Source organism: Streptomyces spinosisporus, from assembly GCF_022698145.1.
In the GTDB taxonomy this organism is placed as follows: Bacteria; Actinomycetota; Actinomycetes; order Streptomycetales; family Streptomycetaceae; genus Streptomyces; species Streptomyces spinosisporus.
Map to the genome: position 1 here is coordinate 262,822 of NZ_JALDAX010000006.1, position 13,482 is coordinate 276,303.

12 protein-coding genes are annotated in these 13,482 nt (G+C 72.4%); 8 read left to right on the top strand and 4 right to left on the bottom strand.

Going from position 1 to position 13,482, the window contains the following annotated elements; all coding sequences use genetic code 11:
* Window positions 1-102: 102 nt before the first annotated feature.
* Entirely contained in the window at window positions 103-1,035 is a 933-nt protein-coding gene (locus tag MQN93_RS18565) for a LysR family transcriptional regulator (protein WP_242710358.1), read from the bottom strand.
* A 95-nt stretch (window positions 1,036-1,130) separates the two neighbouring features.
* Here MQN93_RS18565 and mdlC point away from each other — a divergent pair, with 95 nt between their 5' ends.
* The 7 genes from mdlC to MQN93_RS18600 all read left to right on the top strand — a co-directional run bounded on the left by mdlC (window position 1,131) and on the right by MQN93_RS18600 (window position 8,813).
* Window positions 1,131-2,711, top strand: a complete 1,581-nt coding sequence (gene mdlC / locus MQN93_RS18570; protein ID WP_242710359.1) for a benzoylformate decarboxylase — start codon at window positions 1,131-1,133, stop codon at window positions 2,709-2,711.
* Window positions 2,712-2,781: 70 nt separating this feature from the next.
* The gene (locus MQN93_RS18575; protein ID WP_242710360.1) at window positions 2,782-4,236 is read left to right on the top strand and encodes a benzaldehyde dehydrogenase; all 1,455 of its coding nucleotides are present in this window, start codon (window positions 2,782-2,784) and stop codon (window positions 4,234-4,236) included.
* Window positions 4,237-4,294: 58 nt separating this feature from the next.
* Window positions 4,295-5,566 carry an MFS transporter gene (locus tag MQN93_RS18580; RefSeq protein ID WP_242710361.1) on the top strand — a complete coding sequence of 424 codons (1,272 nt, stop codon included), beginning with the start codon at window positions 4,295-4,297 and terminating at the stop codon, window positions 5,564-5,566.
* Window positions 5,567-5,675: 109 nt separating this feature from the next.
* Window positions 5,676-6,899, top strand: coding sequence for an FAD-dependent monooxygenase (locus MQN93_RS18585; protein ID WP_016430467.1), 1,224 nt, complete (start codon window positions 5,676-5,678; stop codon window positions 6,897-6,899).
* A gap of 143 nt (window positions 6,900-7,042) precedes the next feature.
* On the top strand, window positions 7,043-7,417 hold the full coding sequence (locus MQN93_RS18590; RefSeq protein ID WP_242710362.1) for a peptidase inhibitor family I36 protein: 375 nt from the start codon (window positions 7,043-7,045) through the stop codon (window positions 7,415-7,417).
* A 20-nt stretch (window positions 7,418-7,437) separates the two neighbouring features.
* A complete protein-coding gene (locus tag MQN93_RS18595) occupies window positions 7,438-7,833 on the top strand; it encodes a peptidase inhibitor family I36 protein (RefSeq protein ID WP_242710363.1) in 396 nt (131 codons plus the stop codon).
* A gap of 125 nt (window positions 7,834-7,958) precedes the next feature.
* On the top strand, window positions 7,959-8,813 hold the full coding sequence (locus MQN93_RS18600; protein WP_242710364.1) for a DMT family transporter: 855 nt from the start codon (window positions 7,959-7,961) through the stop codon (window positions 8,811-8,813).
* 18 nt (window positions 8,814-8,831) lie between these two features.
* Here MQN93_RS18600 and MQN93_RS18605 read toward each other — a convergent pair whose 3' ends face one another.
* The 3 genes from MQN93_RS18605 to MQN93_RS18615 form a co-directional block, all read right to left on the bottom strand.
* Window positions 8,832-9,827 (bottom strand): TAXI family TRAP transporter solute-binding subunit, encoded by a 996-nt coding sequence (locus tag MQN93_RS18605; protein WP_242710365.1) that lies wholly within the window; start codon window positions 9,825-9,827, stop codon window positions 8,832-8,834.
* Between the two features lie 383 nt (window positions 9,828-10,210).
* Entirely contained in the window at window positions 10,211-11,614 is a 1,404-nt protein-coding gene (locus tag MQN93_RS18610; protein WP_242710366.1) for a sensor histidine kinase, read from the bottom strand.
* 3 nt (window positions 11,615-11,617) lie between these two features.
* Window positions 11,618-12,280, bottom strand: a complete 663-nt coding sequence (locus tag MQN93_RS18615; protein ID WP_242710367.1) for a response regulator transcription factor — start codon at window positions 12,278-12,280, stop codon at window positions 11,618-11,620.
* 176 nt (window positions 12,281-12,456) lie between these two features.
* Between MQN93_RS18615 and MQN93_RS18620 the strand changes: the two genes are divergently transcribed.
* Complete coding sequence (locus MQN93_RS18620) at window positions 12,457-13,482, top strand: amidohydrolase family protein (RefSeq protein WP_242710368.1); 1,026 nt, start codon at window positions 12,457-12,459, stop codon at window positions 13,480-13,482.

Consider the following 13,482-nt stretch of genomic DNA (forward strand, 5'->3'; position numbering starts at 1 on the left):
GTGCGGCCCCACTCGCCCCAACGCCAAAGCAAGTCCCCCAGCCACACCCAACCACCCCCACCCCACCGCAACTTGCACAGCGCCCCCCGCCAAGGAACACCCTCACCCGATGCTCGGCGGCAATTGCGCCGGGCTGACCAGTTCGCCCAGTACCTCCGACATGAAGGCGACGAGCCAGCGTTGGGAGGGGCTGCGGGAGGATTCGTGGCGGGCGTAGAGGGCCACTTCGATGGGCTCGGTCTCGAAGGGGAGGCGGACCAGGCGGAGGCGATGGGAGGCGGTGAAGACCTCGCCGACGTATTCGGGGACGATGGCGATGAGGTCGGTGCGTTCCAGTAGGTAGGGCAGCATCGAGAAGCGGGTGGCCTCGACGCTCACCCGGTCCAGCAGGCCGTGGTTGGCGAGCAGGGCCCGGGGCACGACATGGCCGCTGGGGCCGTAGACCGTCGCGTGCCGCTCGGCCCTGAGCTCCGCGAGCGTGACGGACGCGCCGCGGACGCGGGGGTGGTCGGCGGCGACCATGCCGACGTAGCGCTCGTGGAAGAGCGGGATGCGCTCGGTGCGGTGCGAGGTGAGGACCGGTGTGGCGATGAAGGCGTCGAGTTCGCCGCGGCGCAGCCAACTCTCGGCGTTGTCCACGTCCAGCGGGCGGACGGTGAAGGACACTCCGGGCGCACGGTCGCGGGCCGCGGCCGCGATGCGGGGCAGCAGGGTCGCCTCGCCGAGGTCGGAGAGGGCGACCGTGAACCGGCCCGACATGGTCGCCGGGTCGAAGTCGTCGCCCTGGCCGGTCGCCGTGTCGATGACGGCGAGCGCCCTCTGCAGCGGCTCGTACAGACGCTGGGCACCCGCGGTCGGAGCGAGACCGCGACCGGTGCGGCGGAACAGCTCGTCGCCGAAGTGACGACGCAGCTTGGCCAGGCTGTAGCTCACGGTCGGCTGTGTGACGTGCAGTGTTTCGGCCGTGGCGGTCACGCTGCCGGTCTCGTAGAGCAGCACGAAGACCCGCGCGAGGTTGAGATCGAAGCTGCCCACATCGATGCAGTCTATATCGCGCTCCGACAACATCTATTGGTCGGCATGTCGTGCGGTGCCTAGCGTGTGCTGCGTCACTTCGAAAGGGACCGCCTGTGCCATCCGTGCGTCGCATCACCCATGAATTCCTCGAGCGCCGGGGACTGACCACCGTCTTCGGCAATCCCGGCTCCAACGAGCTGCCCTTCCTCGCCGACCTGCCGGACGGGTTCCGGTATGTCCTGGGGCTGCACGAGGGTGCCGTGGTGGGGATGGCCGACGGATATGCGCAGGCCACGGGCCGCCCGGTGCTCGTGAATCTGCACGCCGCCTCCGGCTCCGGCAACGCGATGGGCGCGCTCACCAACGCCGTCGCCGCGCGCACGCCCCTGGTGGTCGTGGCCGGTCAGCAGGTGCGGCCGGCCATCGGGCCGGAGGCCAACCTCTCCAACGTCGACGCCCCGTCCCTGATGAAGCCGCTCGTCGGCTGGGCCGCCGAACCGGCGTGCGCCCAGGACGTTCCCCGCGCACTCGCCCAGGCCGTCTTCGAAGCCGAGTTGCAGCGCCGGCCGACGTATCTCTCCGTGCCCTACGACGACTGGGCGGTGGACGCCGGCGACAACGCCTCGGCCGTGCTGGACCGGCAGGTGCAGCGTGCCGCAGTGCCCGGCGGGGAGCAGGCGCGGCTGCTGACCGAGGCGGTCGCAGCGGCACGGCGGCCCGTGCTCGTGCTCGGCGGTGACATCGACACGGCCGGGCTCTTCGACGACGCGGTACGGCTCGCCGAGCGGCTGGGCGGTCCGGTGTGGGCTGCGCCCTCGCTGTTCCGGCTGCCCTTCCCCAACCGGCATCCGCAGTTCCGGGGTGTGCTGCCCGCCGGGATCGAGCCCGTCTCGCGGGCCTTCGAGGGCCACGATCTCGTGCTGGTGCTCGGAGCTCCGGTCTTCCGCTACCACGAGTACCTGCCGGGCCGGTATCTGCCCGAGGGCACCCGCCTGATCCAGGTGACGGAGGACGCCTCGGCCGCCGCACGTGCGCCGATGGGCGAGGCGCTGGTCGCCGATCCCGGCGCGGTGATCGACCTGCTGCTCAAGGCACTCGGCGGGCCCGGGACGCCCACCGGGGAGTACCGGCCCGTGCCCGCGCCGCTCACCGCGGAGGGTCCGCGGCTGCATCCCGAGGAGGTCTTCGCGGCCCTGCGGGACGAACTGCCCGGTGACACGGCCTATGTGGTGGAGTCGACCTCGACGAACTCCTCGTGGTGGCGCCAGATGGATCTGCGCCGGCCCGGTTCCTACTACTTCCCGGCCGCAGGCGGTCTCGGGTTCGGCCTGCCGGGCGCGGTCGGCGTCGCCATGGCCCAGCCCGACCGGCCGGTCGTCGGCGTGATCGGGGACGGCTCGGCCAACTACGGCATCACCGCGCTGTGGACGGCCGCGCAGCAGCGCCTGCCCCTGACGGTGGTGCTGCTGCGCAACGGCACGTACGGCGCGCTGCGCTGGTTCGGCGACCTCCTCGGCGTGCCGGACGCGCCGGGCACGGACATCCCGGGCCTGGACTTCACCCGTATCGCCGAGGGCTACGGGGTGGCCGCCCAACACGTGGACGGCGTCGAGGAGTTGCGGGCCGTTCTGTCCCGGAGCCCGGACGGCCCCCGGCTGGTCCAGGTCGACACCGCGCTCACCACCCCGTCCTGACGGGCCCGCCACGATCGCACGCCCCCTCCTCAAAGAACGCACCACCCCTTGGGTGACGGAAGGGAATTCGATGACACTCCTGAACGGCTCCGTCTGGAGCAAGAAGTTCTTCAGCGACGGCTGGCGGGACGCCACCCGCGAGCACACGGTCACCGAGCCCGCGACCGGTTCCCGGCTCGGCACCGTGGGCCTGGCCACGACGCAGGACGTGCAGCGCGCGGCCGCCCGGGCCGCCGAGGCGCAGCGGGACTGGGCGGCGACCCCTCCCCAGCAGCGCGCGGCCGTCCTGCGCCGCGCGGGCCAGCTGTTCACCGAGCATGCCGCCGAGATCGAGGACTGGCTGATCCGCGAGGCGGGCTCGGTGCGCTCCAAGGCGTCGTTCGAGGTGCAGCTGGCGCTGGGCGAGTGCTTCGAGTGCGCGGCGCTGCCGACGCATCCGCAGGGTGAGGTGCTGACGTCGGAGGAGGCCCGCTGGTCGTTCGCGCGGCGCCGCCCGGCCGGTGTCGTCAGTGTGATCGCCCCGTTCAACTTCCCGCTCATCCTCGGTCTGCGCTCGGTGGCGCCCGCGCTGGCGCTCGGCAACGCGGTGCTGCTCAAGCCGGACCCGCGCACCGCGGTCAGCGGCGGCGTCGTCATCGCGCGCGTCTTCGAGGAGGCCGGGCTGCCCTCCGGTCTGCTGCACCTGCTCCCCGGCGACGGCTCGGTCGGCCGGGCGGTGGTCGAGGTGCCCGAGGTGCGGGTCGTCTCCTTCACCGGGTCCACCCCGGTCGGACGGGCCATCGGTGAGCAGGCCGGCCGGCTGCTGAAGCGGGCCCACCTCGAACTCGGCGGGAACAACGCGCTGGTGGTGCTGCCGGGCGCGGATGTGCACAAGGCGGCGTCCGCGGGCGCGTTCGGCTCGTATCTGCACCAGGGGCAGATCTGTATGACGACCGGCCGCCACATCGTGCACGAGTCGCTGCTGGAGGAGTACAGCGCCGTACTGGCCGAGAAGGCCCGTGCGCTGCCCGTGGGCGATCCCGCGCAGGAGGACGTGGCGCTCGGCCCGATCATCGACGGTCGGCAGCTGGAGCGGGTGCACGGCATCGTCAGCGACAGCGTGGCGGCGGGCGCAACCCTGGCCGCGGGCGGCGAGATCGCGGGCGCCTGCTACCCGGCCACCGTGCTGACCCAGGTCACCACCGACATGCCGGCCTGGCGCGAGGAGATCTTCGGACCCGTGGCGCCCGTGATCGGTTTCGGCACCCTCGAAGAGGCCGCGCGGATCGTCAACGACTGCGAGTACGGCCTGTCCGTCGGCATCCTCGGCGACGTCGGCACGGCGATGAAACTCGCGGACCGGATCGACTCCGGCAAGGTCCACATCAACGAACAGACCGTCAGCGACGAGCCCAACGCCCCCTTCGGCGGCGTCAAGGCCTCCGGCACCGGGTCCCGGTTCGGCGGAGCCGCCGCCAACGTCGAGGCCTTCACCGAGACCCAGTGGGTCACCGTCCGCCCCGAGATCGCCGACTACCCGTTCTGACACCCCCGTTCTCCCCCGTCCCCACCCCGTCCCCCGCAGCCGCTCCAGAGGGATCGTCATGGCACCCACCACATCGGCCGACGCGCCGGGCACCACCACGAGAACAGGCTCCGACGGCCGCAACGCCTGGACCGTCGTCCTGTGCTGGATCACCGTTCTGCTGGAGGGCTACGACCTCGTCGTCCTCGGCGCCATCATCCCCACCCTCCTGAAGACCCATCACCTCGGCATGACGGCCGGGGACGCCACCACCGTCGCCACGCTGTCCCTCGTCGGTGTCGCCATCGGCGCCGTCACGGTCGGTCCGCTCGCCGACCGGTTCGGGCGGCGGCTGCTGCTCATCGGCTCGGTGGTGGAGTTCTCCGTCTTCACCCTGCTGGTGCCGCTGGCCTCCTCCGTCACGATGTTCGCGGCCCTGCGGCTCGTCGCCGGCATCGGCCTCGGCGCCTGTATGCCGGCCTCGCTGACGATGATGGCCGAGCACATGCCCGCCGCACGACGGGCCCGCGCCAGCACCCTGACCATGACCGGCTACCACACCGGTGCCGTCATCACCTCGCTGCTGGCCCTGCAGGTCACCGGCAGCTGGCAGATCCTCTTCTACGTTCTCGGCATCACCGGCCTGGGCATCGCGGTCCTCCAGTGGTTCAAGCTGCCCGAGTCGGAGGCCTACGTCCGCGCCAAGGAGGCGCCCGCCTCCCAGCGCGTCCCGTTCACCGAACTGCTCAAGCCGGCCTACCTCCGCGCGGGCATCGGCGTCTGGGTCGCCTCGTTCATGGGTCTGCTGCTCGTCTACGGCCTCAACACCTGGCTGCCCAAGCTGATGAACGACGCCGGCTACCCCGTCCCCACCGCGGTCACCCAGCTGCTCGTCCTCAACGTCGGCGGGGTGGTCGGCCTGGTGCTGGGCGGCTTCGTCGCCGACCGCCGGGGCATCAAGCTCACCACGCTCGGCTGGTTCGCCCTCTCGGTGGTCATGCTGGCCTGCCTCAGCGTGAAGATGCACGGCGATCTGCTGCTCGACACCGTCGTCTTCCTCACCGGCGTGTTCGTCTTCTCGGCCCAGGTGCTGGTCTACGCCTACGTCACCCACTACTACCCGGCGGCCGTCCGCGGCACCGCCCTCGGCTCCGCCTCCGGCATCGGCCGTATCGGCTCCATCGTCGGCCCGACCGTCACCGGCGCACTCGTCAGCGCCGGAATCGGCCACCCGTGGGGGTTCTACTTCTTCGCCGCCGTCGCCGTCGCCGCTTTCCTGGCCGTCCTCACCCTGCCCGGCCGGGCGGCCGGAGCCGCGGCCGAGGCGGCGGAGCCTGAGCCTGCCGTCTGACACAGCGCGAGAACTTCGAGATGCTGCAAGGACGTTGGCCCTCGCGCAGGCCTTGCGCAAGGTCTGGCACAGGACCTCGCGCAAGGCCTCGCACAGGAGGAGAGGCTCCATGCAGGACAGGCACGACCGTACGCACGGACCGCGCATCGCCGTCGTCGGAGGCGGTATCGGCGGGCTCGCCGCCGCTGCCTTTCTGCGCCGCGCGGGCCTGACCGCCACCGTGTACGAGCAGGCGCCCGCCCTCAGGGAGGTGGGCGCCGGGCTCGTCATGGCACCCAATGCGGTGCGGCTGCTGCGCCGCCTCGGTGTGCTGGACCGCTTTCTGCGGCGGGCCGTACCACTGGAGTGGGGCTGGGAGTTCCGCCGCTGGGCGGACGGCGGTGTGCTGTCGGTCGAGCGGCTGACCGGAGTGTGCGAGCGGCTCTACGGGGAGCGGACGTACGTCGTCCACCGGGCCGACCTGCTGGACACCGTGAAGTCGGCCGTGCCCGCCGAATGGGTCCGTCTCGGCGCCCGGTGCACGGCCGTGGAGGCGGCCGCGGACGGCGCGCTGCTGCACTTCGCCGACGGCACGCGTGTCGAGGCCGACGTCGTCATCGGTGCGGACGGTCTCCATTCCGTGGTCCGGGGCGCGGTGACGGAGTCCGAACCTCCGGAGTACTCCGGGATCTGTGCCTTCCGCACCGTCGTGCCCGCCGACGCCGCGCCCGCGTTCGCCCTGCGCCCCGCCCAGACCATCTGGCTGGGACCCGGACGGCACTTCGTGCACTATCCCATCGCCGACCGGACCATGGTGAACGTGGTCGCCTTCGCCCCGGCCGGGGACTTCACCGACGAGTCCTGGAGCGCGACCGCCACCACCGAGGAGTTCCACGCCGAGTTCGCCGGGTGGGACGCCCGCGTGAGGGACCTCATCACCGCCGGCGGCGTCCCGGGCCGCTGGGCCCTGCTGGACCGCGCGCCGCTACGGCACTGGAGCCGCGGCCGGATCACCCTGCTCGGCGACGCCGCACACCCCATGTTCCCGTTCTTCGCCCAGGGCGCGGCCCAGTCCGTCGAGGACGCCGCCGTACTGGCCCGCTGCCTGGCCGAAGCCCCGGACGAGCCCGAGCGGGCACTGAAGCGGTACGAGGCGGCCCGCATCGGCCGTACCACCCGGCTCCAGCAGGTCTCGCACGCCCGCCGCGACAGCAACCACCTGCCCGACGGCCCCGCCCAGCGCTCCCGCGACGCCGCCCTGACGGCCTTTGACCCGCTGGTCACCAACGGCTGGATCTACGGCCATGACGCCGAGGCGGCGCTCGTCAACACCGGCTCGCCGACGGCAGGTTGAAGCACAGTCAGTTCCCGGCAACGGCGTCAACTGGCGTTTTCGACGAGGGTCGAATCATCTGGCCGGCGGCGTCGGTGACGGGCAGTCTGAGGACGCACGCGACCATGTTCTGCGCAGTACCGACCAACAGGGGGAACAACGGCATGCGTAAACGTGCTGCTTTCGCAGCGGTGGCGGCGGCCGCCTTCACCACCGTCCTGGCGACCGCGCCGGGTGCGTCCGCGGAACCCAACCCGCCCGGCTGCCCGAAGGAATACTTCTGCGCCTACAGCGGCCCCGACCAGACCGGTCAGCTCGTCCTGAAGACCGCCGGCAACTGGAGCGGGGACGTCGTCTTCCAGTCGGCGTTCAACAACGGCGTCCGTTTCCCGGGCGCCGACCACGTCGACATGACGTACGCCGTCGAGGGCGGAGGGGAGACCGTCTGCCTCCACTACAACCCGGGTCCCGGCGTCTACAAGGGGAACGCCGCTCCGGGCACCCACCTCGTCAAGGTCAAGTGGCGCGGCGAGTGCTGACCACAGGGGGGACGCGCACCATGCGCACCATGATCAACGGCAAGCGGCTCGGCGCACTGGGGGCGGGAGCCCTGGCGGTCGCCTTCACCGGTGTCCTCGCCACCGCCCCGACCGCGTCCGCGGAGGCCAGCCCACCCGGCTGCGCGAAGGGGTACTTCTGCGCCTACAGCGGTGCCAACCAGACCGGACGGCTCCTGCTGGCGGTGCCGGGCAACTGGTCCGGCAATCTGGCGGTCGGCTCCATCTTCAACAACGGGGTCCGGTACCCGGGCGCCGACCACGTCGACGTGACGTCGTACCTGGGCGGGCAGCCGTCGACGGACTGCTTCCACTACAACCCCGGCCCGGGCCGCTACAAGGCCAACGCGGAGGCGGGGCTCACCATCACCCGGGTCGTGTGGCGCGGCGAGTGCTGAGGTCCCGACCGAGGTGCTGAGCGAAGCGCGGTGCCCGTCCCGGGGAGTTCCGGGCCGGGCGCCGTGCCGCGCTGTCCCGTCGCCCCGTGTGCCGCAGCAGCGGGCGCTGCGTAAGCTGTGGGCTGATGATCGAGTTCGCCGCGCTCTTCGCCGTCGCGGGAGCCGCGAGCAACGCCGTGGGGACCGCGTTCCAGCGCAAGGCGGCCGCCACCACCAGCAGTAGCGGGCTGCGGCTGCTCGCGGAACTCGTGCGCCGGCCCGCCTGGGTGATCGGCATGGCCGGGGTGATCGGCGCCGCCGTCTTCCAGAGCCTGGCCCTGGTCAACGGCCCCCTCGCCCTCGTACAGCCGCTGTTCATCCTGGAACTGCCCTTCGCGCTGCTCGCCGCCTCGTCGCTGATGCATCGCCGGTTGCCCGGGCGGGGCTGGTGGGGCGTGGGCGGTGTGGTGGCGGGTCTGGCGCTGGCCCTCGCGTCCGCCGCTCCGCACGGCGCCACGGACGAGGCGCCCCTGACGCGCTGGGTCCCGGTACTTGTCCTCTGCGTGGGCGCCATGGCCGGGGCGGTGCTGACAGCCGGCCGAAGGCGTCCGCCGGCCCTGCGGGCCGCGCTCCTCGGGGCCGCGGCCGCGATCGGCAACGCCCTCACAGCCGCCCTGCTGAAGTCCGCGACAGGCACGTTCGCCGACCACGGCTTCACGGCCTTCCTCACCGCCTGGCAGACCTACGGCTTCGCCCTGGCCGGCGTGAGCGCGGTGGTCCTGCTGGAGAACGCCCTCCAGGTGGGCCCGCTCGCCGCGTCCCAGCCCGCGCTCACCATCGGCGACGCGACCGTGAGCCTGGCCCTGGGCATCGTCCTGTTCGACGAGAAGATCCGCACGGGCTGGTGGCTGCTGCCCGTGCTCCTGGGCGCCCTGCTGATCATCGCGGGTGTGCTGGCCCTGAGCCGGGCGGTGCAGAACATCGTCGACACCGGGCGCTGACCCCACGGGGCCGAGACATCACCCGTGCAGCGCCCGATACGCCCTCACCGCTCCCGCGTGCAGCGCCACACTCCCCGTACCGATCAGACTGCGTACGTCCAGGAACTGAGCCCCGACCGCGCTGCCCGGCACCAGCTCGCTGGCGCGCAGCACCAGCAGGCGGGTGATCGCCTCGGCGACGTTGATGTCCAGGTCGGGTCGGCACACGAGGAGGTTGGAGACGCCGACGGTGGCGACGCCGCCCGCCGTGCGGTAGGCGCTCTCGGGGAAGGTGACCTCTTCCAGGCCCGCGGCAGCCAGGCCCTCGCCGTCGCCGCGGCGGGGCAGCAGATCGGTGAGCGGCAGGAAGCGCAGGCCCGGGTCCTTGTCCAGGTCCGTGAGCGTGGGCAGCGGCACACCGCCCGCCACCAGCAGCCCCTCGACCGTCCCCGCCCGCACCGCGTCGGCCGCGGCCGCCAGCCGCAGATGACGTACGGGGACATCGGTGCCCGGCGTCAGGCCCGCCGCGCGCAGCAGCCGTTCCCCGAGCAGGGCCGCCCCCGAGCCGACGGCACCCAGCGAGACGGTGTGCCCGGCCAGGCCCGACACGCTGCGCACGGAGGAGTCCGCACGGACCGCGAACTGCAGATAGGTCTCGTACAGCCTGCCGATCGCACGCAACGGCACCGGGCGCGGAAAGAGCGTCGTGTCCTGAGCCGCCCGCGCGGTGTCGGTGAGAACGAGCGCGAGATCGACGTGCCCGTCGCGCAGCAGCTCCAGATTGGTGACACTCCCCGCGGTGGTGCGGATACGGCAGCTCAGCTCCGGGTATGCCCCCTCGATCTCGGCGGCGAGAAGCCGCCCGAAGGCCGCGTAGAACGCCGTGGGCTCACCGGTCGCCAGCCGCAGCACCCCACTCGGCCCGGTACTCTGCCGCGACGCATCGCCAACAAGCACACCCCCGAGCGCCGCCGCAGCCACCACCCCGACGCCGGCACGCAACGCGGCACGGCGATCCACGACGGGCCCGCTCATCGCACACCACCGCCGACTGCCGCACGCGGCACGAACGCCACCGGCTCACCGATCACAGGGCGCACCAGACCGCTCGGCCCGGTGCTCCGCCAGGTCGCGTCCCCGACGAGCACTCCTCCGAGCGCCACGACACCGACACCGGCACGACTGGCACGCAACGCGGCACGACGGTCAACGACAGGCCCGGTCATCGCACACCCCCTCGGCCGCGACCCGCGGTGCGAACGCCACCGGCTCACCCGCCGCGAGGCGCAGCCCCAGCCCAGTGACCTGCCGAGCACACCGACGTCGGCTGCCGCACCCGGCATGTTTGTCGGCGGCTCGCCGGTCGCAAGGTGCAGCGCGCCGCTCAGCCCGGTAACGGCGGTCTACGACGGGCCCGGTCATCGCGTACCCCCATCGGCTGCGGCGAGCGGCACGAATCCCGTGACCCGTAGGCCCCCCGCCCGCGCCTGCCCCAGTTCCAGTCGGCCTCCGCGGCCCGTGAGCAGTTGTTGGGCGATCGCCAGGCCCAGGCCCGTGCCTGTGGTGCCGGTCTGTCGGGTCGAGCGCCAGAATCGCTCCGTGGCCCGGGTCAGTTCGTCGGCCGTCAGGCCGGGGCCGGTGTCGGTCACCGTGATGCGTGCCCAGGGGCCTTCGGCGGTGCAGGTCAGGGTGATCTCGGCACCCCGACCTGCGTATTTGATGGCGTTGTCCAGGAGGATGTCCATGACCTGGGCCAGCTCACGGTCGGTGCAGAGGGCGGGCACGGGGGTGCCGGCGTCGGTGGTGAGGCGGATTCCGGCGCGGTCGGCGACCGGCTTCCACAGCCGGTGCCGGGACAGGGCGACGTCGGCGGCGTCGCAGCGGGCGTCCGCGTCGTCGGTCACCGTCAGTTCCCCGGCCCGGTGCTCGGCGGTGGCGAGGGCGAGCATGTCGTCGAGGAGCGTCTCCAGGCGGTCGAGCTCGGTGGTGACGCCGGTGTAGGTGCGCTCGGCCGACGGCGGCAGATGGGTGTGCAGGGCGTCCACCCGCAGCCGGAGCGCCGCCATGGGGTTGCGCATCTGGTGGGAGGTGTCGGCGACGAGCCGGCCCTGCTGCTCCAGGGCGGCGATCACCGTGCGCGCCATGCGGTTGAAGCCGGTGGCCAGCTGCCGCAGCTCGGGCGGGCCCGAGGCGCGGGTCTGTTCGGGCGGCAGCCCGGCGGCGAGCTGTCCGACGGCCCGGTCGAGGCGGCGCAGCGGACTGACCACCCAGCGGGTCGCGACACGCGCCAGCGCCGTGCAGGCCAGTGCGACGAGCGCCGTTCCGGCGAGAACGGCCGCCCACCGCCGGGTGATGTCCCCCGCGGCGGTCGCCACGGAAGCGCGCAGCACAACCGCACCGGTGACCTGGGTTCCCGTCCCGGCGGGCGCGGCGAACGTCCGGTGCCCCCGCGACCAGGGACGCAGCGCCGTCGCGGGGCGGGCACTCTGGTTGCGCAGCGCCGCGTCGATCAGCCGGGCCACGCCGGGCTGGTCGGCCCGCATGCCGCCGGTCTGTACGACGGGGCTGCGGCGGATGTCGGTCACGACGAGCGCTTCCCCGTACAGCTGTGTGTAGCGGCGGGCCTCGGCGGCCACCTGGGAGGTGTCGCCGGTGCGTGCCGCCTGGTCCATGAGGGAGGCGAAGCGGTCCAGGTCGGAACTGCGGGCGAGCACCAGTTGCTGGGTGCGGTCGGAGGCGGTGAACAGCAGCAGCGGGATGGCGAAGGCGGCCGCCGCGAGGATTCCGAACAGCAGCAGGACGGCCTGGACGCGGGTACGCACGCCTCAGTCCCCGAAGCGATAGCCGAAGCCGCGGATCGTGGTCAGCAGCTCGGGACGCCCCAGCTTGGCGCGCAGCTGGGTGAGGTGGACGTCGAGGGAGCGGGAGGTGGTGTGGCGGGCGTCGCCCCACACCTCGTCGAGGAGCTGCTCGCGGCTGACCGCCGTGCCCGCCCGGCGCGCCAGCACCGCGAGGACGTCGAACTCCTTGGCGGTCAGCTCGACCTCGGCCCCGGCCACCCGCACGCGCCGGGCGTCCAGGTCGACCTCGACGTCGTCGGTGCGCACGACCCGCACCCCGGGCTTCGCCCCCTGGGCCCTGATCCGCCGGGTGACGGCGTCGATACGGGCGAGCAGCTCGGTCAGCCGTACCGGCTTGACCAGGTAGTCGTCGGCGCCGAGCCGCAGCCCGCGCACCACCGAGCGCTCGTCGCCGCGGGCCGTGAGGATCACCACGGGCAGATCGCTCACCGCGCGCAGTCCGCGCAGCACCTCCAGGCCGTCGACGTCGGGCAGGCCCAGGTCGAGCAGGAGAAGGTCGGCGCTGCGGTGGTAGGTCATGACGTCGTTGCCGAATCTGACCCGGCGGGTGTCGTGGCCGTGGTCGTAGAGGACCTCCACGAGGGCCGCGGCCACCCCGTCGTCGTCCTCGGCCAGCAGCAGCTGCATACGCCACCTCCTTTCGCCTTCGGTCGTGGCCACGAATGTAGACCACGAGGTCAGGAGGGGGTCGCCAATGTTAAGGGCACGTTAGTTCCGTGCCGGGACGTCTCCCCGGCCTCCCGGGCGCGGAGTGAGTCTGCAGCGGTCGACGACGACGTACCGGACCGCGAATGGATGCAGCAATGATCATCGACTGCCACGGCCACTACACGACCGCGCCCCCGGCCCTGGCGGCCTGGCGGCAGCGGCAGATCGCCTCGCTCGCCGACCCGGCCGCCGCCCCCGCCCGCGCGGATCTGCGCATCGGTGACGACGAGCTGCGCGAGTCGATCGAGGCGAACCAGCTGCGGCTGATGGACGAGCGCGGCATCGACCTGACGGTCTTCTCGCCGCGCGCCTCCTTCATGGCGCACCACATCGGCGGCTTCGAGACGTCCGCCGAGTGGGCGGCCATCTGCAACGAACTGTGTCACCGCGTCAGCCGGCTGTACCCCGAGCGGTTCGTCCCGGCGGCGATGCTGCCGCAGTCGCCCGGCGTCGACATCGCCACCTGTCTGCCCGAACTCACCCGCTGCGTCGAGGAGTTCGGCGCGGTCGCGGTGAACCTCAACCCCGACCCCTCCGGCGGACGCTGGAGCGCCCCGCCGCTCACGGACCGCTACTGGTATCCCCTCTACGAGAAGATGGTCGAGTACGACGTCCCGGCCATGGTGCACGTCAGCACCAGCGTCAACCCGGCGTTCCACACGACGGGTGCGCACTACCTCAACGCCGACACCACGGCGTTCATGCAGCTCGTGCAGGGCGATCTGTTCGCCGACTTCCCGACCCTGCGGCTGATCATTCCGCACGGCGGTGGCGCGGTGCCGTACCACTGGGGCCGCTTCCGCGGGCTCGCGATGGCGCTCGGCAAGCCGGAGTTGGAGCAGCACGTCCTCGGCAACGTCTTCTTCGACACCTGCGTCTACCACCAGCCCGGCATCGACCTGCTGCTCGACGTCGTCCCCACGCGCAACGTCCTGTTCGCCTCGGAGATGATCGGCGCCGTCCGCGACATCGACCCGTGCAGCGGCCATCACTTCGACGACACCCGCCGCTACGTCGAGAAGGCCGGGCTGGGCGCGGAGGCCCTGGCCGCGGTCCAGGAACGCAACGCCCGCGCCGTGTACCCGCGCCTCGACGCCCTGCTCAGGCGCCAGGGCCGCTGA

Coding starts and splice junctions, on each gene's coding strand:
- MQN93_RS18605 (WP_242710365.1), bottom strand. CDS start 9,827: ATGAGCGGGCCCGTCGTGGATCGCCGTGCCGCGTTGCGTGCCGGCGTC.
- MQN93_RS18595 (WP_242710363.1), top strand. CDS start 7,438: ATGCGCACCATGATCAACGGCAAGCGGCTCGGCGCACTGGGGGCGGGA.
- MQN93_RS18615 (WP_242710367.1), bottom strand. CDS start 12,280: ATGCAGCTGCTGCTGGCCGAGGACGACGACGGGGTGGCCGCGGCCCTC.
- MQN93_RS18580 (WP_242710361.1), top strand. CDS start 4,295: ATGGCACCCACCACATCGGCCGACGCGCCGGGCACCACCACGAGAACA.
- MQN93_RS18590 (WP_242710362.1), top strand. CDS start 7,043: ATGCGTAAACGTGCTGCTTTCGCAGCGGTGGCGGCGGCCGCCTTCACC.
- MQN93_RS18575 (WP_242710360.1), top strand. CDS start 2,782: ATGACACTCCTGAACGGCTCCGTCTGGAGCAAGAAGTTCTTCAGCGAC.
- MQN93_RS18600 (WP_242710364.1), top strand. CDS start 7,959: ATGATCGAGTTCGCCGCGCTCTTCGCCGTCGCGGGAGCCGCGAGCAAC.
- MQN93_RS18620 (WP_242710368.1), top strand. CDS start 12,457: ATGATCATCGACTGCCACGGCCACTACACGACCGCGCCCCCGGCCCTG.
- MQN93_RS18585 (WP_016430467.1), top strand. CDS start 5,676: ATGCAGGACAGGCACGACCGTACGCACGGACCGCGCATCGCCGTCGTC.